At 72.6% G+C, this 21330-nt stretch carries 21 protein-coding genes; 8 read left to right on the forward strand and 13 right to left on the reverse strand.

Features of this window, described 5'->3' with window-relative positions; translation table 11 throughout:
• Nucleotides 1-75 precede the first annotated feature (75 nt).
• Together Apa02nite_RS21480 and Apa02nite_RS21485 are read left to right on the forward strand one after the other, a co-directional pair.
• On the forward strand, nucleotides 76-1017 hold the full coding sequence (locus Apa02nite_RS21480; protein ID WP_203826564.1) for a universal stress protein: 942 nt from the start codon (nucleotides 76-78) through the stop codon (nucleotides 1015-1017).
• Nucleotides 1018-1067: 50 nt separating this feature from the next.
• Nucleotides 1068-1361 carry a hypothetical protein gene (locus Apa02nite_RS21485; RefSeq protein ID WP_203826565.1) on the forward strand — a complete coding sequence of 98 codons (294 nt, stop codon included), beginning with the start codon at nucleotides 1068-1070 and terminating at the stop codon, nucleotides 1359-1361.
• Between the two features lie 85 nt (nucleotides 1362-1446).
• Here the strand turns inward: Apa02nite_RS21485 and Apa02nite_RS21490 are convergent, their stop codons facing one another.
• Nucleotides 1447-2313, reverse strand: a complete 867-nt coding sequence (locus tag Apa02nite_RS21490) for a universal stress protein (RefSeq protein ID WP_067706104.1) — start codon at nucleotides 2311-2313, stop codon at nucleotides 1447-1449.
• 62 nt (nucleotides 2314-2375) lie between these two features.
• Nucleotides 2376-2567, reverse strand: coding sequence for a hypothetical protein (locus Apa02nite_RS21495; protein ID WP_203826566.1), 192 nt, complete (start codon nucleotides 2565-2567; stop codon nucleotides 2376-2378).
• Nucleotides 2568-2872: 305 nt separating this feature from the next.
• On the opposite strand from Apa02nite_RS21495, the gene Apa02nite_RS21500 reads away from it, so the two are divergent.
• Together Apa02nite_RS21500 and Apa02nite_RS21505 are read left to right on the forward strand one after the other, a co-directional pair.
• Nucleotides 2873-3910, forward strand: a complete 1038-nt coding sequence (locus tag Apa02nite_RS21500) for an alcohol dehydrogenase catalytic domain-containing protein (RefSeq protein WP_203826567.1) — start codon at nucleotides 2873-2875, stop codon at nucleotides 3908-3910.
• Between the two features lie 94 nt (nucleotides 3911-4004).
• Nucleotides 4005-4265 carry a hypothetical protein gene (locus Apa02nite_RS21505; RefSeq protein ID WP_203826568.1) on the forward strand — a complete coding sequence of 87 codons (261 nt, stop codon included), beginning with the start codon at nucleotides 4005-4007 and terminating at the stop codon, nucleotides 4263-4265.
• 23 nt (nucleotides 4266-4288) lie between these two features.
• Here Apa02nite_RS21505 and Apa02nite_RS21510 read toward each other — a convergent pair whose 3' ends face one another.
• Entirely contained in the window at nucleotides 4289-4678 is a 390-nt protein-coding gene (locus tag Apa02nite_RS21510; protein ID WP_203826569.1) for a helix-turn-helix domain-containing protein, read from the reverse strand.
• A gap of 36 nt (nucleotides 4679-4714) precedes the next feature.
• The gene (locus Apa02nite_RS21515; RefSeq protein ID WP_203826570.1) at nucleotides 4715-5248 is read right to left on the reverse strand and encodes a DUF2231 domain-containing protein; all 534 of its coding nucleotides are present in this window, start codon (nucleotides 5246-5248) and stop codon (nucleotides 4715-4717) included.
• 172 nt (nucleotides 5249-5420) lie between these two features.
• Here Apa02nite_RS21515 and Apa02nite_RS21520 point away from each other — a divergent pair, with 172 nt between their 5' ends.
• Together Apa02nite_RS21520 and Apa02nite_RS21525 are read left to right on the forward strand one after the other, a co-directional pair.
• Entirely contained in the window at nucleotides 5421-6098 is a 678-nt protein-coding gene (locus Apa02nite_RS21520) for a response regulator transcription factor (RefSeq protein WP_203826571.1), read from the forward strand.
• Nucleotides 6095-7342: a sensor histidine kinase gene (locus tag Apa02nite_RS21525; RefSeq protein WP_203826572.1), complete on the forward strand. Its 1248-nt coding sequence runs from the start codon at nucleotides 6095-6097 to the stop codon at nucleotides 7340-7342. Before Apa02nite_RS21520 ends, Apa02nite_RS21525 begins: the two co-directional genes overlap by 4 nt.
• Nucleotides 7343-7348: 6 nt before the next feature.
• On the opposite strand, the gene Apa02nite_RS21530 is transcribed toward Apa02nite_RS21525, so the two are convergent.
• From Apa02nite_RS21530 to Apa02nite_RS21540, 3 genes are all read right to left on the reverse strand, one after another.
• Nucleotides 7349-8122, reverse strand: a complete 774-nt coding sequence (locus Apa02nite_RS21530; RefSeq protein WP_239164455.1) for an SGNH/GDSL hydrolase family protein — start codon at nucleotides 8120-8122, stop codon at nucleotides 7349-7351.
• A 374-nt stretch (nucleotides 8123-8496) separates the two neighbouring features.
• Nucleotides 8497-9690, reverse strand: coding sequence for an EAL and HDOD domain-containing protein (locus Apa02nite_RS21535; protein ID WP_239164456.1), 1194 nt, complete (start codon nucleotides 9688-9690; stop codon nucleotides 8497-8499).
• 430 nt (nucleotides 9691-10120) lie between these two features.
• Nucleotides 10121-10771 carry a response regulator gene (locus Apa02nite_RS21540; RefSeq protein WP_203826574.1) on the reverse strand — a complete coding sequence of 217 codons (651 nt, stop codon included), beginning with the start codon at nucleotides 10769-10771 and terminating at the stop codon, nucleotides 10121-10123.
• Between the two features lie 180 nt (nucleotides 10772-10951).
• Between Apa02nite_RS21540 and Apa02nite_RS21545 the strand changes: the two genes are divergently transcribed.
• Nucleotides 10952-12691 carry a sensor histidine kinase gene (locus tag Apa02nite_RS21545; protein WP_203826575.1) on the forward strand — a complete coding sequence of 580 codons (1740 nt, stop codon included), beginning with the start codon at nucleotides 10952-10954 and terminating at the stop codon, nucleotides 12689-12691.
• Nucleotides 12692-12889: 198 nt separating this feature from the next.
• Here the strand turns inward: Apa02nite_RS21545 and Apa02nite_RS21550 are convergent, their stop codons facing one another.
• The 6 genes from Apa02nite_RS21550 to Apa02nite_RS21575 form a co-directional block, all read right to left on the reverse strand.
• The gene (locus Apa02nite_RS21550) at nucleotides 12890-14020 is read right to left on the reverse strand and encodes an SPFH domain-containing protein (protein WP_239164457.1); all 1131 of its coding nucleotides are present in this window, start codon (nucleotides 14018-14020) and stop codon (nucleotides 12890-12892) included.
• A gap of 17 nt (nucleotides 14021-14037) precedes the next feature.
• Nucleotides 14038-14289 carry an NfeD C-terminal domain-containing protein gene (locus Apa02nite_RS21555; protein WP_203826577.1) on the reverse strand — a complete coding sequence of 84 codons (252 nt, stop codon included), beginning with the start codon at nucleotides 14287-14289 and terminating at the stop codon, nucleotides 14038-14040.
• Entirely contained in the window at nucleotides 14286-15701 is a 1416-nt protein-coding gene (locus tag Apa02nite_RS21560; protein ID WP_239164464.1) for a wax ester/triacylglycerol synthase domain-containing protein, read from the reverse strand. Before Apa02nite_RS21560 ends, Apa02nite_RS21555 begins: the two co-directional genes overlap by 4 nt.
• Nucleotides 15701-17146 carry an HAD-IB family hydrolase gene (locus tag Apa02nite_RS21565; RefSeq protein ID WP_203826579.1) on the reverse strand — a complete coding sequence of 482 codons (1446 nt, stop codon included), beginning with the start codon at nucleotides 17144-17146 and terminating at the stop codon, nucleotides 15701-15703. Before Apa02nite_RS21565 ends, Apa02nite_RS21560 begins: the two co-directional genes overlap by 1 nt.
• A 337-nt stretch (nucleotides 17147-17483) precedes the next feature.
• The gene (locus tag Apa02nite_RS21570) at nucleotides 17484-19376 is read right to left on the reverse strand and encodes a lysophospholipid acyltransferase (protein ID WP_203826580.1); all 1893 of its coding nucleotides are present in this window, start codon (nucleotides 19374-19376) and stop codon (nucleotides 17484-17486) included.
• 60 nt (nucleotides 19377-19436) lie between these two features.
• A complete protein-coding gene (locus Apa02nite_RS21575; protein ID WP_203826581.1) occupies nucleotides 19437-19952 on the reverse strand; it encodes a pyridoxamine 5'-phosphate oxidase family protein in 516 nt (171 codons plus the stop codon).
• Between the two features lie 144 nt (nucleotides 19953-20096).
• Here Apa02nite_RS21575 and gap point away from each other — a divergent pair, with 144 nt between their 5' ends.
• Nucleotides 20097-21113: a type I glyceraldehyde-3-phosphate dehydrogenase gene (gap, locus tag Apa02nite_RS21580; protein WP_203826582.1), complete on the forward strand. Its 1017-nt coding sequence runs from the start codon at nucleotides 20097-20099 to the stop codon at nucleotides 21111-21113.
• The last annotated feature ends 217 nt before the right edge of the window (nucleotides 21114-21330 follow it).

Consider the following 21330-nt stretch of genomic DNA (forward strand, 5'->3'; position numbering starts at 1 on the left):
TGTTCCGGTGCTGACATGGAGATGGAGGCGCCGGTAGCCTTGCCGGCGTCCCCGGCATTGTCGGGAGGTGCCGCCATGAAGAACCTCGACCGATTCCGGGCGGAGACCGTGGCACGCCAGGACCCGGGCGGCTCGAACCGCTTCGGTGAGATGATCAACCGGTATCTGGGGGCGGTGAGCTACCCGGACCCCTACGCTGTCGTGCCGGTGAAGACGACGGCAGGCGCGCCGGTGAAGACGACGGCAGGCGCGCCGGTCACCATGACCGTCACCGATGGCACGGTCCTGGTCGGGGTGGACGACAGCGCGATCAGCAGCATCGCGGTCGACCACGCCGCGATCGAGGCCGAGCTGCACGGCTGGGCCCTGCGGCTGGTCAACGTCCGGCGCACCGGCGCCGACGAGGCCGGAGAATCCCTGCTGCGACGGCTGACCGACCGGGTGCACGCCAGCGCTCCGTCGGTCGTGGTGAGCAGCCGGCTCGCCGTCGGCGCCCACCCCGCCCAGCTGCTGCTGGCCGCGGCCGGCGATGCCGACCTGCTGGTGGTCGGCCATCGGCACGGCGCCACCTCGACCGCCCTGGGGCGCAGCGTCGCCGACCGGGTGGGCCGCCACCACGCCGGGCCGGTTCTGGTGGTCCGGATGCCCGGGTGGCCGGCCGGTCCCGAGTTCGGGGCCAGGCCGCTGGTGGTCGCGGTGGACGGTTCGGCGCCGGCGCGGGCGGCGGCGGAGTTCGCATACGCCGAGGCGCGCGTCCGTGGCTGCGACGTCACCCAGCTGCACCTCGTGGGAGACCGGATGGACCTGGCCCGTCGCCTGGAGGACCGGGACGGCGTCCGGGTGCACCACCGGATCATGTCCGGTGACCCGGCGTCGGCACTGCTGGCGGAGTCCGCCCGGGCTGCCGCCGTGGTGATCGGTCGCAGCCGGCACGAGGTGATCGTCCCGACCCTGCTCGGGCCGGCCGCGCACCTGCTGCCGCAGCGCGCCCTCTGCCCGGTCTTCCTGGTCGGCTGAGCTGAGCACGCCGGGGGTTCCGCCGTCCGGCGTGGCATCCTGGAGGGACGATGACCGCTCTGCTCCTGATCGCCGCGGTGCTGCTGCTGGTCCGGGTGGCCGGCGCGCTGGCCCTGGCGTTCAGCGACCGTGTTCCCCGGCCCGGTGGCTCGCCGGGCCGGCGGGTCGACCCGTGCCTGGGGCCGTTGCTGGCCCTCCCCGCGCCGCCCGTCCGCACACCGCACCCCCAGCCGGGCGGGACACTGCTCGACCGGCTGCGGTCGGGGCAGATCAGCCGGGCCGAGTACCGGGCCCGGATGGCCGCCGTCGCGGCCCGGGACGCACGGATCCATCCGCTGCGCTGATCCGTACCGCACCACGTGGGCCCCGGACGGTGTGTCCGGGGCCCACGCGGTGCGGGCGCGATCTGTCGTCGGCCCAGGGGAGAGGTCAGGCGCGCATCAGGGTGTCGTGCACCACGGCGACGGTGCAGGCGCTGTGCCGGAGCAGGTGCTGGCTGACCGACCCGAGCAGCAGCCCGCGGACCGGGCCGAGGCCCCGGCTGCCGACCACGAGCAGCTGCGCCGTGTCGCTCTCCCGGGTCAGCGCGGCCGCCGGGTGCTCGACGAGCGCCTCGGCTTCGACCTTGATTTCCGGGAACGTGTCGCTGACCAGCGTCACCAGGGCGTCGAACGGTCCCCGCTCACGCTCCAGGACGGCCCGTGCCTCCTGACGCCCGTCGGTTCCGATGCCGGCCGCCGGCGACCAGGCACGGACCACCCGCAGCGGAACCCGCCGGGCCGACGCCTGGACCGCGGCGAGGTCCAGCACCGGGGAGGCCAGCCCGGAGCCGTCGATCCCGGCCACCACCGGCGCCGCAGCCGGGGCGTCACCGCGGACCACCACGACCGGGCAGTGCGCGTGCGCGGTGACAGCTGAGCTGACCGAGCCCAGCAGGTCGGTCACCGCGCTGTGACCACGGGCGCCGATCACCACGAGCCGGGCTCGCCGGGACCGGTCGATCAGCGCCGGGGCGGGGAACGCCCGGACTGTCTTCACGGTCACCTCGACCATGGGGTGGGTCCGTCTCGCCGCCGTCACGGCGCGCTCCATCATGCCGCCGATGACCTCGACGACGTAGCTCTCCGGACGCGCCGGGCCGGACGATCCGTCGCCGATCGGCGTCCACACCGGCGACTCGTCCGCGTAGAGCAGCTCGACGGGAGCCCCGGTGCGGTCCGCCTCGGTCAACGTCCAGGCGAGTGCGGCACCGGCCTGCGGCGATCCGTCGTACCCAATGATGATCTTCTGCAACATGGGTGGGGCCTCCTTCCGGCGCCGTCACCGACCGAGGAATCTCCTCACCGTCCAGGGAACCCTCATCGTGCGATGCCGGGTAGGGCCGCAGGCCACCTCGAGGCCGGTCGATCGGCGCCAGCCGGTACCACGATCAGCGGGCAGGTGGTACGCCCGATCAGGCCACCGACGGTCGAGCCGAACGGCCGGGCCGGCCTGGCCTGCTCGCTCGCCGCCGCCAGGCCGGCGGGTGCGCTGACCGGTGTCGTGCGCATGGCTCCACCATCCCGGACGGTCAAGGCGGCGTTTGGGGCGCCCTTCCGGCCGGTTCCCGTTCCCCGCCGGCCGGTTCCCGTCTTGACGACGGTGGGTCTGGTGGCTCAGCGGCCACGCTTTCACGAATGCCGGGCGGCGGTGTTCCGGTCGGGCCGGGAGGGCGCCTGCGACAAGCGTCGCGCGGCGCCGAGCAGGCCGGGCAGGGCCATAGGTAATCCGGTCGCGCCGTTCGGCCCTGTCGGCCGGCGCCGGCGGCGGACATGCTCGGATCAGGCGCATCCTTCAACGGCGAGGGAGAAAGATCATGAAAGGGCTGGTGTACGGCGGAGGCGGCGAGCGGTCCTGGGCCGAGGTCCCGGACGTCGTGATCCGCGACCCGCGCGACGCGGTGATCCGGATCGACGCGGTGACCATCTGCGGGACGGACCTGCACATCCTGGCCGGGCACGTGCCCGAGGTGACGCCGGGCCGGATCCTGGGGCACGAGGCGGTCGGCACGGTCGTCGAGACCGGCGCCGCGGTGTCCGGGCTGAGCGCCGGTGACCGGGTGCTGGCGTCCTGCATCTCGGCGTGCGGCACCTGCCGCTTCTGCCGGGAGGGCCGGTACGGTCAGTGCCGCGGTGGCGGCGGCTGGCGGCTCGGCCACGACCTCGACGGGGTGCAGGCGGAGTTCGCCCGGATCCCGTTCGCCGACCTGTCCACCCACCGGCTGCCCCGGCCGGTGACCGACGAGGCGGCGCTGATGCTGGCCGACATCCTGCCGACCGCGTACGAGGTCGGCGTGCTCAACGGCGGGGTCCGCCCGGGCGACACCGTGGTCGTGGTCGGCGCCGGGCCGATCGGGCTGGCCGCGATCCTCACCGCCAAGCTGTTCTCCCCGGCGCACATCGTGGCGATCGACAAGGCGGAGAGCCGGCTGCAGGCGGCGAAGAACCTGGGCGCGGACGTCACACTGACGCCGGAGCAGGTGCCGCTCGGCTCGATCCGGGCACTCACCGGTGGCCTCGGCGCCGATGTGGTGATGGAGGCGGTGGGCCTGCCGGAGACCTTCGAGATGTGCCAGACGCTGGTGCGGCCCGGTGGCCGGATCGCCAACATCGGCGTGCACGGCAAGCCCGCCACGCTGCACCTGGAGCACCTGTGGACCAGCGACGTCACGATCACGACCGGGCTGGTGGACACGTCCTCCACGCCGCGTCTGCTGGACATGCTGGTCGGCGGCCAGCTCGATGTCTCCTCGCTGGTCACGCACCGCTTCGGCCTCGGCGAGATCATGCAGGCGTACGACGTCTTCGCGCAGCCGGCGACGACCGGGGCGCTCAAGGTCGTGCTCACCCAGTGAGCGGGGCGCGGTCCGGCCCTGAGGTGGGGTCCAACGGCCCTGACCGGCGTTAGCTGTGCGCAGCTAACGTGCTAATTGAGGAAGGGAGGTAACGATGACCACCACGACCACCCGGCCCGCCAAACAGACCGAGCCGGCCGTTCCCGCCGCGAAACGCCGGGAACTCCGGCGTGAGATCGGCGTCCTCGCGGTGAACGCCTACGAGCGGGGGATCGCCGACATCGTCGCGCTCGAGAAGGACGCTGCGAAGATCACGCCCTACCCGTGGGCTAAGAACGCGCTCACCGTGAGCGCCGGGCTCATCGAGGACGTCGGCGCGGCCTACGTCCGGACGGCCCGCCAGATCCTGCGGTGAACCATCCGGCGACCGGCCCGGGGTCATGCCCCGGGCCGTTCGCCGTCTCCAGTACGTCGTTCCCGGCCCCGCCGGGCGATCGTCGTCGCGGTCATCGCCGCGTAGACCTCGCCGAGCGCCTGCCGCTGCCGGGCGGTCAGGTTCGGATCGGCCGCGATCGCGGCGAGCACCGCGGCCGGCCCCGGCGTCCGCGGCGCGGCCTGCTCGGTGAGCGCGTCGGCGGTGGTGCGCAGGGAGCCGGCGATCGCGTGCAGCACCCGTTCGGAGGGGGCGCGCAGCCCGCGCTCGATCTGCGACAGGTACGGGTTCGAGATGCCCACCATCGACGCCAGTTGCCGCATCGACAGCTCGGCCAGTTCCCGCTGCCGCCGGATGATCTCCCCGAGGCTCACCGGGGCCTGCTGGTCGTCCATGATGACCGAAGCCTAACGCCGCCGCGACCGGCTCGTTCAGTCGCCGTCGGGCCCGCCCGAGGTGGGGGTGGAGCTGAAGTTGCCGGTCCAGGACGCTTTCGCGCCGGAGTCGCCGATCCGGTACGTGTCGTAGACGGCGGAGCCGGCGATGAGCACGGCGAGCACCACGACGACCCTGGTGATCATGGCTGATCGCGGTGCCAGGTAGGCGCGGCGCCCGGTGGTGTCCGGGCCATCCGCCGCCGCGGTGGCCTCGCGCTGCCGCCACCAGATCACCAGCGCCAGGACGGCGACCGGCAGGGCGACCCAGATGGCGGTGTCGCCGAGTTCGGTGTGATCGCGCAGCAGCGGGGTCTCGCCGACCCGGTGTTCCAGCCACTCACCGGCGCTCGTTGTCACCGGCACCAGGGCGACGACCAGCACGGACAGGATCGCGTTCGGCCCGGCCAGGCGGTGGCGGGCCGACGGCCAGACCGCGGTCAGCACGAGCAGGAGGGCGGCGAGGGGGAGCAGTACCACGATGGCGTGGACGAGCAGGATGTGTGCCGGCAGTCCGTTGAGGGTGCCCATCGAATTCCTTCCGGTAACGGTGGAGGAGCCGGCACCGCACCGGGTGGTGACACGAGCCGACTGTGACGCAGGCAAAGGCTAGAGACCGAATCTTCACGTTCTCCCATTTTCGGGTGAAACGCTGGATCCGGCCCGCAGATCCGGCCCGGACCATCCCTGCGAGAGTGACGTCATGACCGATGTTTCCCCGCCCGCGGCGACGCTGCTGGTCGTCGAGGACGACCGCGAGGTCGGTCCGCTGCTGGTGCGCCTGTTCCGGGGCGCCGGGTACGCCACCGATCTCGCCCCGGACGGTCAGGCCGGGCTGCATCTGGCGCTGACCCGCCGCTACGACGCGATGATCCTCGACCGCGCCCTGCCGGCCATCGAGGGTCTCGACCTGCTCGGCCGGCTGCGGCGATCCGGCATCACGGCTCCGGTGCTGGTACTCACCGCGCTCGGCACCGTGCCGGACCGGGTGGCCGGCCTGGACAGCGGCGCCGACGACTACCTCGTCAAACCGTTCGAGATCGACGAGCTGCTCGCCCGGATCCGGGTGCTGCTGCGCCGGCGGGCCGGTGCGGAGGAGCGGCTGACCGTCGGCGACGCGGAGTTCGATCTGATCTCCCGTACGGTGACCGGGCCGGGCGGCTCGGTGGTGGCGCTGTCCGGCCGGGAGAGCGATCTGCTGCGGCTGCTGGCCCGGAACCCGGCTCGGGCGTTCACCCGCGAGGAGATCGTGGCTCAGGTCTTCCCGGACACCACCGGCGTGACCCTGGCCGACACGTACGTGCACTACCTGCGGCGCAAGCTCGGTGCCGCGGTGGTGTCCACCGTGCGCGGGGTGGGCTACCGGCTCGGGCCCGGATGAGGCGCCGCAGCCCGGCGGGACCGGATCCGGATCGGCTGCTGCTGACCCGGGCGCGGCGGGTCATCGCCCTGCAGACCGCCGGTGCGATCACCGTGAGCCTGCTGGTGCTCGGGGTGCTGGTCCTGGTCGTGGTGATACACAGCCAGAACGCCGCCGCCACGACCCTGTTGCGGCAGACCGCGGCGAGCGCGGACGACGTCCGGGACCCGCCGCCGGACGTGTGGGTCTTCCTGCAGAGTGCGGCCGGCGTGCTCACCGCGACCGAGGACGCGCCCCGCGGGCTTCCGGACCGGGCCGCGCTGGACCGGGTCCGCGCCGGCCGGGCGAGCGTGACCACCCGGATCGCCGGCCGCGAGGGCGGCTACCTCGCGCTGACCAGGTGGCGGGGGACCCGGGTGGTGCAGGTGGTGATGAGCCGTCATGAACAGCACGACGAGCGGGAGCGGCTGCTCGGCGCCCTCGCCGTCGGTGAACTGGTCGGCCTGCTGATCGCGCTGTGCTCGGCGGCACTGCTCGCACGCCGGGCGACGGCCCCGCTGGCCGACGCGCTGGCCCGGCAACGACGTTTCGTCGCGGACGCCAGCCACGAGCTGCGCACCCCGCTGACCCAGTTGCACACCCGGGCTCAGCTGCTGCAGCGGGATCTGCGCACCGGAGCGGACGTCGCGGAGGTCACCAGCGACGTCGACCACCTGGTCACCGGCACCCGGCACCTCGGTGAGGTCGTCGAGGATCTGCTGCTCTCCAGCCAGCTCAGCCGGCGCGACGACGCCGGCGAGCCGGTCGACCTCGGGGCCGTGGCGGCCGACGTCATCGCGAACCAGGCCGGCCGGGCCGGTGCGCAGGAGGTGGAACTGGTCCTGCGCACCGCCGCCGGGGAGCCCTCCTCGGTCGTCGGACACCGAGCCGCCCTCCGGCGGGTGCTCACCGCCCTCGTCGACAACGCGCTGAGCCACACCCCGGCCGGCGGGCACGTGAGCGTCGAACTCGGCACGTCCGGCACCGCCGTCACGGTCGTCGTCCGGGACGACGGCACCGGCTTCGACCCGGCCGACGCCGAACGGCTCTTCGCCCGCTTCGCGCGCGGCAGCCACGGCGATCACCGCCGCTTCGGCCTCGGCCTGGCGCTGGCCCGTGAGGTCGTCACCGGGCACGGCGGCACGATCGAGGCGAGCGGGCGACCGGGGCGCGGCGCGGTCTTCACCATCCGCCTGCCCGCCGCGGCCGGGCGTGACCGGTCCTGACGGCGCTCAGGGCGCCACGGCCGTGCGGGCCGCGTAGAGAGCGGCCGCGATCGTGGCGTGCCCCTCGGCGTTGGGGTGGTCGCCGTCGTCGGCGAGCAGGCGGGTCGGATCGGCGGTGCCGTCCGCGCCCTTGAACGCGGTCAGCGTCGGGACGAACGTCGCCGCTCCGGCGGCCGCCGCCGCGCGCAGGGCGTCGTTGGTGTACCCGGTGATGACGGCGGCCCGTGCGGTGTCGTCGGCGCTGTAGTCCTGCTGCGCGGCGTCGCCGTCCTCGACGACGTTCCAGTACCCGACCACCAGGACCGGGACCGACGGCCGCCGGACGGCCCGGATCCGCTCCAGGGCCGCCGCCACGTTCGTCTCGACAGTGCCGGCCGCGCGGCGGTACGCGGCGGCGTCGCCGTCCGCGTCGAACACCGCGGCGAGGTCGTTGGCCCCGATCATGATCACGATGACCGAGGCGGATCGGATGGCCGGCCGGTCGGCCGGGTCGCCGGCCTGCGCCAGGACGTCGGCCGAGACGATGCCCGGCCGGGCCAGGTTGATCGTGTGCGCGTTCCCGGCGAGACGTCGGGCGTAGAGCCCGGGGAACGGCACGCAGCCGCAGGCGGTGCCGGCGGGTACCGAGTCGCCCAGGGCCAGGACGTTCACCGCCCCGGGCCGGCCGAGCACGGCTCGATCCCGCGCCGACGTCACCACCGGGCCCCACGAGGTGCAGCCGAACAGAGCGGTGAGGCCGAGGGCGAGCGTTCTGGCCAATGCGTACCGGCGACCGGTCACGATACCTCAGATACCGCGGCTGCCAGCCGGGCCGGTACTTCGGTTTCGCCCGGTGCAGCGACTCGATCTGCATCAGGTCCAGCGACAGCCCGGTCGGTGGCTTCGGACCGCGAGGGACGGCGTCCGGTGGATTGCAGGAGCAGTATGGCGACGACCACGATGGCTAGTATCCCTCCTGTGGGATGTCCACCGCCTCGTCGGCCGCGGCCGCCCGAAGCGCACCGGCCCAGTGATGCCGAGCAGCCCGAGGGCGCAGTGCTCGGCCCAGAGCCGCCCGTCACCCGGTGACAGCGGCGCGGATGCATTTGATGAGATCTTGTCACTGCGTTTCTGGCGGAAGATTCATAGTCCGCGGTCTCGGCGGCCGGTGTGTATCAGTCCTGGACGGCGGACAGGAGTTGGTTGGACCAGCGCAGCAGGTGCAGGTAGGTCGGCCCGAGATCGTTCAGCGGGATCGGTGCGTCCGCGAGGGCCGCGATGTCGCCGTTCTCGTACGCCTGGACGGCGTGCAACAGCCGGTTGAGCGGGCTCTCGACGTCGCCGTGCAGAGCCGCCGCGACCTCGTCGGCCAGCGACATCTGCTCGGCGAGGTCGGACCGGGGAATGCCGAGCAGGTCGGCGACACCGGAGAGCAGGCCGAACAGGAAGGCCGTCTCCGGGACGACCGCGAACGCCGCTGCCAGGCGGTGGCAGAACCGGCCACGGACCAGGGCCTGGGCCAGTTGATCCTCGGATGCGCCGGTGACCTCAGTGGCAATCATGAGGGCGGCCCACTGGCGGATGCGGGCGATCCCCAACAGCACCACGGCCTGCGGCACCGACGACAGCCGGTGTGGCAGCCCGGCCGCGGCGCTGTTGCTGGCACGCAGCACGCGCATCGCCAATGCCGGGTCGGTGCAGATGAGCTCGCAGACCCGGTCCATGTCCGCCTCGGCGGCATACATCAGCGCCAGCAGCTCCAGCCTGTGCAGCTTCGTGGCCGACAGAGTGGAGGTGGTCAAGATGTGCGGCCGGCTCAACGCGTACCCCTGGCGCAGTTCGCAGCGGTACCGATCGGCCAGAGCGAGTTGCTCGTCGGTCTCGAGCCGCTCGGCGACAAGCTGGATCTGCGGATACCGGCGACAGACCTCGACGGTGTGCTCCAGCTGCGAGAGGTCGCCGTCGAGCATGTCGAGCTTCACGTAGGACGCGATCCCGAACAATTTGTCGTGGCCCAGGCCCCACACGAAGTCGTCCAGCGCGATGCGGTAGCCGGCCTCGGCCAGGGCGGTTACTCCGGCGAGTACCTTGTCGTCGATCGTGATCGACTCCAGGACCTCCAGGACCACCTGCTCCGGCCCGAACGGCAGAGCGAGGTCGCCGACGAGGAACTCCCGGGTCATGTTGATGAAGCACAGCCGGTCGCGGACCACCTCGGGCAGGCCGAACTCGGTGAACGTGGTGACGATGACCTGACTGGTCGCGTAGGTGTTCCGTTGGGAGGCCTCCACCTCATCCATCCGGCCGCGGAACAGCAGCTCGTAGCCGATCACGACGTCCTCGACGTCGAAGATCGGTTGCCGGGCCACGTGAACCAGTTGGGTGGCCCCCGTAGCCAGATGGCGCGGCGCTCCGGAGCTGACAGCTGCGCCTTGCATGATTCGTCTCCCGCCGATGCCGGATAGGTCACGCGGCCCGCCCCTCTTCTCGCGGCTTGCCTGATCGCGACGATATCCGTCGTACGCGTGACGAACAGCCAAAACGTCCCTCAGAGCAGAACAACGGCGGGGTGCGGCGCGAGGTGCACCGCTGGGTTCCATGCTGGGACTGCGCTCAACTGCCGGGTGAGCCGGAGTGCCGGTGACCTGCTCCGGGTGGAAGCCGACGGGCTCGACGTGATCCTGCGTCAGCTGCGGGTACGGTGGCGCCGAGCCCGCCGATGAGCTGCTCGGACGGCGTTCCGAAACGCCGGATGTCGGGTCAGCCCGCCAGGTCCACCAGAGGATCGGAGTCAGTGCTTCAGCGAGAGCTGTGCGGATGGTCGCCGAGCAGTCGTGTCGCCAGCACCGCGGCCTGCGTGCGGCGATCGAGCCCGAGCTTGGCCAGCAGGCTCGACACATAGTTCTTCACGGTCTTCTCGGCCAGGAACATCCGGTTCGCGATGTCGCGGTTGGTCCGTCCTTCCGCGATGTGTTCCAGGATCCGGCGCTCCTGGACGGTCAGGCCCTCGAGCTCCCGGGGTTGTTCCACACCGTTGCGGATGCGTTCCAGCACTCGCTGAGTCACCGCCGGGTCGAGGAGCGACTGGCCGGCGGCGACCCGCTGGATGGCGTCGACCAGGTCGTTGCCACGGATTTGCTTGAGAACGTACCCCGAGGCCCCGGCCATGATCGCGGCGAACAGCGCCTCATCGTCCTCGTACGAGGTGAGGATCAACCCCTTGATCTCCGCGTCGATGGCGCGGACGTCGCGGCAGACGTCGATGCCGCTGCCATCCGGCAGCCGGCCATCCAGCACCATCACGTCCGGTCTCAGGGCGGGGATGCGACGGGTGGCCTCCTGCGCGGACCCCGACTCGCCGATCACCTCGATGTCACCGGTGGCGTGCAGCAGGTCGACGAGGCCCCGGCGGACCACCTCGTGGTCGTCGAGCAGAAAGACGCGGATCATCCTTACGTCCTACCGTGCCGGGTCCGGAAACCCAAGCGTATCGGTCGTCGGCAGCGCCGCGGCCCGCCGGCCAGCCGAACCGGCCTGGAGGATGGCCCGTTTCTCGCCGGTGGTCCTGCTGGCCTAGGATCAGGCCGATTCATTGAGGTCAACGCGCGGACTCGGCCGGGAGGTGCACCGATGCTTGCCAGCGACGCGTCTGCCGATGATCCGCAGCCCGGCACGACGCCTCGGCTGCGGTTTCCCGACCAGCCCCGGCTGGAACTCGACCAGTTGCTGGGCCAGCTGATCAATCGGGCTCAAGAGGTGATCGGCACACAGGGCCGGCTCCGGGGGCTGCTCCAGGCCAACCAGCTGATCATCGGCGAGCTGAACCTGCCGTCGGTGCTGCAACACGTTGTCGAGGCGGCCCGGGAGCTGACCGGCGCTCGCTATGCCGCGCTCGGCACCATCGCCCCCGGCGGAGGTCTCAGCGAGTTCGTGCACGTCGGCATGCCGGACGACATGGTCCGCCGGATCGGGCACCTGCCACAAGGCAAGGGCCTCCTCGGCGCCCTGATCGACGATCCCCGGCCGATCCGGCTCGGGCGCATCGCCGACGACGCCCGGTCCTCGGGCTTTCCCGCTGGGCATCCACCGATGGACAGTTTTCTCGGTGTGCCGATCGAGATCCGCGGCACCGTGTTCGGCAACCTGTACCTGGCCGAGAGCGACAACGGCGAGTTCAGCCAGGACGACGAGGAGCTCGCCCGGGCACTGGCCGCGACCGCCGCGGTCGCCATCGACAACGCCCGGCTGTACGAGTTCGCCCGGGTGCGCGGGGAATGGCTGCAGGCGTCCGGTGCCATCACCGCCGAACTGCTCGCCGCCGACGACCAGGAGGACTCGGTGCTGAAGCTGATCGCCGAGCGTAGCCGCGAGCTGGCCCGAGCCGACCTGGTCACGGTCGTCCTTCCGCTGCCGGCTGGCGACGCGCTCGGGATCGAGGTCGCCGTCGGCACGGGCGGGGCGGCGCTGACCGGGCAGATCCTGGCGTTGGAGGGCTCGTTGAGTGGCAGGGTGTACCGGGAAGGTACGCCGCTGCGCCTCGACGCGCCGCAGAAGGGCGAGACCGACCCGCCGACCGACGGTGCGCTCGACATCGGGCCCAGCATGATGCTGCCGTTGCGGGGCTCGGCCCGGGTACTCGGGGTGCTCGGTGCCTTCCGTCGCCGTGGCGCCGCCGGGTTCGCGGCCGAGGAGCTGGAGATGGCCGGTAGTTTCGCCGCGCAGGCAGCGGTTGCCATCGAACTGGCCGATGCCCGCGCCGAGCAGCAGCGGGTCGCGATGCTGGACGATCGCGAGCGGATCGCGGCCGACCTGCACGACCACGTGATTCAAAAACTCTTCGCCGCCGGCCTGTCGTTGCAGACGGTGTCGGCCCGCGTCGGCCCGGGTCTGGCACAGGACCGCATCGCGACCGTCATCGACGATCTCGACGACACCATCGGCCAGATCCGTACCACCATCTTCGCCCTGCAGGAGACCCGGCGAGAGGACGGCGGCGGGCCGCGGGCACGCCTGCTGGACGTGGTGGTGCAGTCCCGGCAGACCCTCGGCTTCGAGCCGGGCCTGCGGTTCGCCGGCCTGCTCGACATGCTGCGCGGCGACGTCGTCCAGGATCTGATCGCCGTGCTGCGCGAGGCGCTCAGCAACATCGCACGGCACTCCCGGGCCCGCTGCGCCGACGTCGCGGTCACCGTGTCCGACGGCCGGTTGACGTTGACGGTGTGCGACGACGGCGTCGGATTCACCGGCGACAACCGTGGCAGCGGTCTGACCAATCTGCGGCAACGGGCCGAACGTCATCACGGCACCCTGACCGTCGAGGGAGCCCCCGCCGGGGGCACGACGCTGACCTGGTCGGTGCCGATTCCCTGATCGCTGCCGGTACGCCGGTGACGTCACGCCGTGCGCTGATCCGCCGCTGTCGCGGTGGCCGCGTCGGCTGCGGTGGGCGCGTGGCTCCTGCCGACGTGCCCCCGCCGAGGGGGATACGACGGCAGGACGACGCACGGGATCAGCCGGCTCCCGCTTGCCGGAGCCTCTCAGCTCCGGCACGTCCGCACGGAAAACCGGTCAGGCGGCTGCCACGGGATTGATCGGCGCGACCTCGGTGCCCGGTTTCGTGGGCTGGGCCGGTTCCACCCGCATGCCGTTGCGGATCGCGTCGAGCATGGTCATGCCCTGGGCGGCCAGCGAGGCGACCACGCTGTTGAGGCCCTCGGCGCCGTCCAGCACGGTGACGTTCGCGCCGCGCAGCCCCTCGGCGGCGGCCCGCAACATCTCCGGCAGCTTCTCGATGATCGCCTGGTCCAGGGCGATCCGGCCCTCGGCCGCCGCGGCCTCGGCGGAGAGCTTGGTGGCGTCCGCGTCGGCGCGGGCCAGCGCGCGGATCCGTTCGGCCTCGGCCTCGGCGGGCCGGATCACCTCGGCGATCAGCTCGGCCTCGCGCAGCTCGGCGTTGCGCTGGGCGACCAGGGCGCGTTCGGTGATCACCTCCTGGGCGGCGCGGGCGGCGGCGAGCGGGCCGGCCTGGGCCGCGGTCTGCTGCGCCTGGTCGATCTCCGCCTGGTACTGGGCCTTGGCGATGGCGGTCTGCCGGGCGTACTCGGCCTGGTGCCGGATGCTCTCCTGCTGGGCCATCGCGCTCTGCCGGTCGGCGTCGGCCTGCGCGACACTCGCCTCCTGGTTGACCCGGGCCTGGTGCGGCGCGGCGAGGGCCTTGATGTAGCCGACACCCTTGTCGTCGATGCTGCTGATCTGCAACGAGTCGACGGCCAGGCCGATCCGGGCCATCTCCGGCTTGCTGGCGTCGACGATCGCGTCGGCCAGGGTCTGCTGCTCCCGGATGATCGACTCGACGGTCATGCTGCCGATGATGCTGCGCAGGTGGCCCGAGAAGATCCGGCCGACCAGCGTCGGCATCTGGCCCTGGTCACCCTGGAACCGGCGGGCCGCCGCGGCGATCGACTCGTGGTCGTCGCCGACCTTGAACGCGATCACCGCGCGGACCGCGAGGGTCAGGCCCTGCTTGGTGTAGGCGTCCTCGGCGACCTCGGCCTCCTGCATGGCCAGGGTGAGCCGGGTGGCCTTGGAGAGCACCGGCGTGACGAAGACACCGTGCCCCGTGACGATCTTGAACGGCAACGCGTCGGCGCCCCGCTGCTTGCGACCACTGATCAGTAACGCCTCGTTGGGGGCGGGCACCCGATAACCGAACACTGTTACAGCCCTTCTGTCACGCCGCGGGCGGATCCGTCCGGTGGCACGGTGGGCCATGGCTCGACGTCGACCTGACGCGCGCCACGGCTGTTGATCACGAGCACCTCGGTGCCGACCGGAAGAGGCACGGCCGAGTACGCGAGGTAGTAGTGCGCCAGGCCGCCGACCAGCAGGCGAACCTCACCGGCCCGCTCGCCTCCGCGGATCGCGGTGATCACCGTGCCGCACCGGCCGACCAGCGTCACACTCGTCACGTCTGCATTGTGCTCCTGCCCCTCGACCCCCGGCTGCCCCGGTCCGTGGGCAGGGAACCGCCGGTTCGCCGGCGGGCTCGGGAGCGGCCCAGCCGCAGCGTCTCGTCGAAGCTCCGGCCCAGGCAGTCGAGGAGCGCCGCGGCGTCGGGCACGACCGAGCCGTCCATGATCAGGCCGGTCCCGCAGATCCCGGCGTGGATCTGCAGCGTCGCGCTGATCGCGGCGCCGGCCGGCGGTTCGAAGCGGTGGATCCGGTCCACTCTCGTCCCGGCCAGCAACGCCCTGCGGGTCACACCGGGAACCTCGGACACGACCACGTCCGGGACCGCCGCGGCGATCATCGCCGGCCACCGCTTCAGGACCGGGACCAGCAGTCCCCCACCGGTCATCGCCGGCTCGGCCCGCAGCGACAGCAGCAGGCCCCGGATCGCGGCGATCCGTTCCTCCGGATCGGCCGGGCCGGTCGGTGCGCCGAACATCACGCGCGGCAGCGGACCGCCGGAGCACAGGACCGCCGGCAGTTCCGGGGTGCGCGCGCCGTGCCGTTCGTGGTAACGGCGCAGCCCGCCGAACAGGGCGGCGAGGTACGCCTCGAGCAGTGAGCCGTTCGCTGCCCGCGCCGCGGCACGCAGCTCGGCCAGCGGGCAGGCCAGCGTCGCGAGCAGCCACGGCCCGCCGCCGCGCCCGTGGAACAGCTCCGAGCCCCGCGCGGGCCGCAGTGCCGCGGTGCGGCGCAGCGACGCCCCGAGCTCCAGCGCACCGCGGACGGCGCCCGCCGGCCGGGTCAGGGCTCGGGTACCGGCCGCGACCAGCCGACCGGCCGCCAGCGGCAGGGTGGCGACCTGCTCGGCGAGCTCCGCCGCGGCCAGGGCCCAGGGTGATGGACCGTCCCCGGACGGCCCGGCGTGACCGGCCGGCGTGCCTGCCGGGCGCTCCGGTCGCCGGCCCAGCAGCAACGACGCCAGCGGGACCCCGCCGGCTCCGTCGGTCAGGCTCTGATGAACGCGGAGCAGGTAGGCGGCCCGGCCGTCCGCCCCGCCGGTGATCAGGGTGCCGTCCCACAGCGGCCCGGAACGGTCGAGCGGCGTCATCAGGACGTCCTGGGCGAACGCCATCAGCCGGTCCGTTCCGCCGGCCCCGGGCAGCTCGACGTGGCGCAGATGGCGGTCCAGGTCGAAAGCGGGATCCGGGAGCCAGACCGGCGGCCCGACCGGCACGGCCGGTTCCCGCACGTACGCGCGGGCGGGTGGCGACAGCCGGGCGGCCCGGTCGTGTGCGGCGCGCAGCCGGTCCGCGTCCGGTGCCCCGTCCAGCAACATCAGCACCCCGACGATCGCCGGTCGGCCGGGGTCGCGGTCGCGGTACCAGGCCGCGGCCTGCGCCCCGGTCATCCGGTGGCCGTCGGCATCCATCACGTGGCCACCTCCGTAGGCCAGTTGGCCAAGGTGCCGGCGAACCGGTCGTGCAGCGTCGCGATCCGATCGTCGAGGTCACACTCCGTCCAGTCGCCGGTGGGGACCGGGTCCAGGACCGCGACGTCGACCGTGCCCGGGTGGACGATCAGCGAGCGACGCCAGGCCAGCTTGCCGGTGTTGCGCAGCACGATCGGCACGATCGGTACGCCGGCCTGCCGCGCGAGGTGGAACGCGCCCTTCTTGAACCGGCCCAGAGCCGGCGTCGGCATCCGGGTGCCCTCGGGCAGCACCAGGATCGAGGTGCCCGCCCGGATCCGGTCCAGCGCCCGGTCCAGGGTGTGCCGGGCGCTGACCGGATCCGACCGGTCGATCCACGCCGGGTCGAGAAACGCGCTGATCACCGCCATCCGCGGGTCGAAGCGGGCCTCCCGCTTGGCCACCGCGGTGAAGTCGTGCCGCAGCAGCGCGCCGAGCACCACCGCGTCCAGCGTGCTCTGGTGGTTGGCGACGAACACGGCCGGGCGGACCTTGTCGAGGTTCTCCGCGCCGGTCACGTTCAGCCGCACCCCGGCGAGGGCCAGCCCCAGGTCGGCGGAGAGCCCGATCCCGACGTTGATCCCGCCCTGCCGGTCACCGGTCAACCGGCCGTAGACCACTCCCGCGGTCAGCGCCGCGTTGACGCCGGCCAGGGCGCTGAGCGTGCCCAGCCCCGCCCACAACCCGGGTGACCGCGGCTCTCGCAGCGTCAACACCGGCCAGGCGTGCTCTTCGGCGGCGTGCCGCAGCACCGGATCCGGATTGGACGGGTACGGGTGGCCCACCGAGCCGAGGAACGCGAGGTCCTCCAGCCCGTTGGCGTACCCGAAGCTCGTGCGGAGATCGATCCCGGTGGCGCGGGCGAATCCGCGCACCGCGCGGGCCTTGCGCTCACCCCACAGCAGGCCGGTGGTGCTGCGCCCGGTGAGCACGCCGGCGCGCTGTTCCAGCTCCGTGCAGACCAGATGGGGGATGCCAAGATCGCGGGCTACCGGCTCGATCTGCAGGCGGGTCGCCGAGGACGCCACCGCGACGGTGTGTCCCTGCCGCAGGTGCGCCCGGACCAGGTCACGGGCCTCGGGCCGGATCGTCCCGGCGATCCGTTCGGCGAACAGCCGCTCGGCGAGCCCGGACAGCTCCGCTACGGTGCGGCCGCGCAGCGCGGCGAAGCCGGCCCGCCCGATCGCCTGCGGATCTCCGCCGAGCACCCCGCCGTCGAGCATGGCGAGCAGGACGCGCGCCAGTTCGCCGGGGCCGATGTCGCCCCGGCGGATCCGGTCCCGGTAGACGGCGGCGGCGGTGTGGCCGTGCACCAGGGTGCCGTCGAGGTCGAAGAACGCGCCGACCCGCGGCCCGCAGGGCGCGGAACGGATCGCCCGCACGGTCTCGGCGGCGGTGACGGTCATCGGATACCTCCGTGGATACTCCGGCCTTCAGGCCGGAGAGGAAACGGATTCCCTGCGAAGCAGGGCAGGGGCAGCCGGTTCGCCGCCAGGGCGAATCCGGCGTCGGACAACCGTGGTGCGCGAGTGAACAGGTGTGCTAATTTCTTCCGGCCCGGCCGGTGATAACCAAGCCGGTCGGGCCTACCGCCGGGCTGGCGGGAAGTTACGTCTGTGGAGATTGCAGAAGACCGATGGGCGGTCCACCGTCCCTCGCCGGTAGTCCGGGTCGGCAGCGATCGGTGAAGCAGAAAGCTCAACCCGCGAGGGCGGAATCCCCCTGCTTCAGCTGGGGGAGATGTCAAGACGGGCTCCGCTCGGCCATCGCGGCGATCAGGTTCACCCGGCGCAGCGTCTCGCGGATCTCGGCCAGGAAGTCGGCGCGCCGCTTGGCCGGCTCCGGCACCTCGGAGGCGATGAGATCGCGGTGCCGGGCCAGCCGCAGCGCCGGCTTGAACAGCTCCAGCGACACCGACTCCTCGCTGGCCAGCCGCTTCTGCAAGGCCCACTGCCGGCCGACCCGCAGGCAGTCGTCGAGGAAGTGCGCCTCGTCGAACGGCTCGTCGGCGTCCGTCGCGACCAGCCGGTCGGCGACGACGTGGTACGCCTCCAGGAACGGCCGTAGCACCAGCGGCGCGACCAGCGGCCGGTGCTGTTCCAGCCAGCGCCGGGCGTCGGCCGCGGTGAACTCGTGCACCCCGGCGGTCTGGCTCGGGTCGACGAGCGCGAGTTCGGCGGCCATCTCCTCGGCGAACACTCGCCGGGACGGGAAGAAGAAGTCGAATTTGAGCAGGTCACGCAGCCGTAGCGTCTCCCGGCTCGCGGTACCCAGCCCGGGCCCGTCGCCCTCGGCGGCAGCGGCCAGCCCTAGTTCACCGATCGCCCGGTCGATCAGGACGTGCACCGCGGTGTTCCGGTAGAACGCCGCGACCAGGTGCTGGCCCGGGCCGACCCGCCAGACGGTGTCGGTGCCGCCGTCGAAGCAGGCCAGCACGCCGGAGGAGGCCAGCTCGTCGAGGGCGCGGCGGATGGTGGCCCGGTCGGTCAGGTTCGCCGCGCCGGCCACCGGGCGCCCGCGTGCGGTGAGGTACCGGGCCAGCGGGGCGACGGTGGCCAGCACCTCGTCCAGGGTCAGCGCGCGGTCGGCGGCGAGCAGTGCCAGGCACACCACCGCGGTGGTGGTCACCGGCGTGGCGCGGTTGATGCCGTGGCACGCCTGCACCGCGATCCGCTCCACCAGGTGCGCACCCGACGGGTCGTCGGCCCGCAGCTCGGCGAGCCGGTCCCGCAGCGGGATGGGCTCGCCGAACTCCAGGAAGGCCCGACCGAACCGTTCCCGCTGCGCGCGCCCGAAGCTCCACAACCAGCGCAGGTCCTCCGGCTGCTTGCGCGACCCCCGCGCCTCGTCGGTCATCAGCCCGACCTCGTGCAGCTGCTCGTACACGATCGAGACCGGGACGATCAGGGCGCGCGACCCGGGATCCTGCTCGAGCGCGTCGACGGCGTAGCGCAGTACCCCGTACGTCGGCGGGCGCAGCTTGCCGGTCCGGGTCCGGCCGCCCTCGATCGACCAGCACAGGTTGCGCCGGCTGCGGATCAGTTCGGCGAGGTAGCAGCGCAGCGCCAGCCGGTAGACGGGAAGGTCGGCAGTCGAGCGGCGCACATAGACGAAGCCGGAGCGCCGCAGCAGGTGGTTGAACGGGAACACGTCGAGGTTCGCGCCGGCCAGCACGAACGACGGCGAGATGCCGTACCGCGAGACCGCCGCCGGGACGGTGATGCCGTCCAGGTACGACCGGTGCGAGAACGGGAACAGCAGCGACTGGGTCCGGTCGAGCACCCGCAGGCGTCGCAGTTGTTCCGGATCGAGGACGAGTTCGTGCGCGCGCGCCAGCCACCGGCTCATCCGGGACCAGTCGTCCACCGCCCGGCCGGTGTGGGTGGCGCCCATCTCGCGCAGGTACCCGGCGGCTTCGGCGCGTACCGCCCGCGGGCGCCGGCCGAGGGTGCCGGCCAGGCTGCTGACCTGGTCGGCGAAGCCGGCGTCGGACAACAGCCGGCCGACCTCCGGCGGGTCGGAGGGGAGCGGGCCGAGCGGTTCGGCGAGCACGCCGGCCCGCTGCAGCGGGCGGCGGACCGCGATCCGGTCCAGTGCGCCCAGGAACGACGGATGGTCGGTGCTGCTGGAGATCATGGCCACCTCGCAGGCCGGCGTGATGGGTGTGCGATGCGTTCGCGGGGTGTCACGCGTGGTTCAGCCGGGCCCGACCGGCACGCGGGCGCGGGATCGGCCGGGGTCACGCATCCGCAGCAGCGGTACGCCCACCCCGTAGGTGACGTAGGCGCCGACCGGCCGGATCTCCAGCACCGCGCAGCGGGCCCGCCGTTCCGGTGGGGCCAGCGCGGCCAGGTCCGGCAGCTCGGTGAGGATTTCGCCGGAATGGACGGTCGCCATCGCCGGGAAGCTGACCGTGGCCGGCGGAATCGGCGCGATCAGCGCCAGCAGACCACCGCGCCGGATCGGCACGGTCACCGCGACGTGCGGGTCGGCCGCGATGTGCCGGGCCTTCCAGCTGTCGACGGCGACGACGGCGAACATGCGGTGGCCGCTGACGGCGTAGACGACGCCGCTCGATCGCGGAGCGCCACCCGGGGTGACGTGGCTGAGCACGGCGAACGTCCGCCGGGTCAGCATGGTCCAGATCTGCTGGGCGGTCAGTGCCCGGGCCGCGGCGTCGCGCCGCGCCCGGACCGCCTCGGACGAGAACATCGGGACACCTCCCACCGTCACGGTAGGCCGGGGCGGGACCGCCCGGCGCGGGGCGCCCGCCACCTCCGGCCGGGACTTTCGTCCCTGCCCGTGCCCGGACGTCCGGACGACGCTGAGGAAAGAGACGAGAAGGGGAGGACGACGATGACGTATCGCATCGCGATCAACGGTTTCGGCCGGATCGGCCGCAACTACCTGCGCCGGCTGGCCGCCACGGACATGGCCAACAGCGGCTTGCGGGTGGTGGCGATCAACGATCTGTACGACGCGGCGACCCTGGCCCACCTGCTGGAGTACGACTCGACGTTCGGCCGGATCGACGCCGAGGTCGGCCACGACGACGACCAGTTGCTGGTCGGCTGGCACCGGATCCCGACGTTCGCCGGGCGTTCGCCGGACACACTGCCCTGGGGTGAGCTCGGCGTCGACCTGGTCATCGAGGCGACCGGCCGGCTGCGCAGCCGGGACGACGCCGCGCTGCACCTGAAGGCCGGCGCCGGCCGGGTGCTGATCTCGGCGCCGGGCAAGAACGTCGACGCCACGCTGGTGCCGGGTGTGAACGCGGACAGCTTCGACCCGGACCGGCACCAGGTCGTGTCGGCGGCCTCCTGCACCACCAACTGCGTGGCGCCGCTGGTGAAGGTCCTGCACGAGGCGTTCGGGATCGAGCACGGCTATCTGACCACCGTGCACGCGTACACCAACGACCAGAACGTGCTGGACGCGCCGCACAAGGATCCCCGCCGGGCCCGGGCGGCCGGAGTCAACATCATCCCGACCAGCACCGGCGCCGCCAAGGCGGTGGGCCTGGTCCTGCCCGAGCTGGCCGGCCGGTTGGACGGGGTGGCGTTGCGGGTGCCGGTGGTGGACGGTTCGATCAGCGACCTGACGCTCACCCTGGCCACCGAGGTGCCGGCGGCCCGGATCAACGAGGTGGTGGCCACCGCGGCGGCCGGTCCGATGCACGGCATCATCCGCTACACCGAGGCGCCGCTGGTCTCCGCCGACGTGATCGGCGATCCGGCCTCCTGTGTGTTCGACGCCGGGCTGACCCAGGCGCAGGGCACCACGGCCAAGGTGTTCGGCTGGTATGACAACGAGTGGGGCTACACCAACCGCCTGGTCGACCTGACCAGGCAGATGGCGGCCACGCAGTCCTGAACCGGTGCTTCCGGCGCCTTCCCGGCCTCCGGGCCGATGAGGGCGCCGGCCGCCGAAGATCAAGATTTTCGGTACGAATGAATGATCAGAACCGGGCAGTCGGCGTCGTGCAGGCGGTGGACGCGTGGCGCCGAGCGGCGTCCCGGCTGCCTCCGGCCGGTCCCGCCGGTTAGGGCCGGAAGTCCCTACTGGCCGGACCCCCGGACGACCACCGTGG

The sequence above is a fragment of the Actinoplanes palleronii genome (assembly GCF_016862315.1).
Taxonomy (GTDB): domain Bacteria; phylum Actinomycetota; class Actinomycetes; order Mycobacteriales; family Micromonosporaceae; genus Actinoplanes; species Actinoplanes palleronii.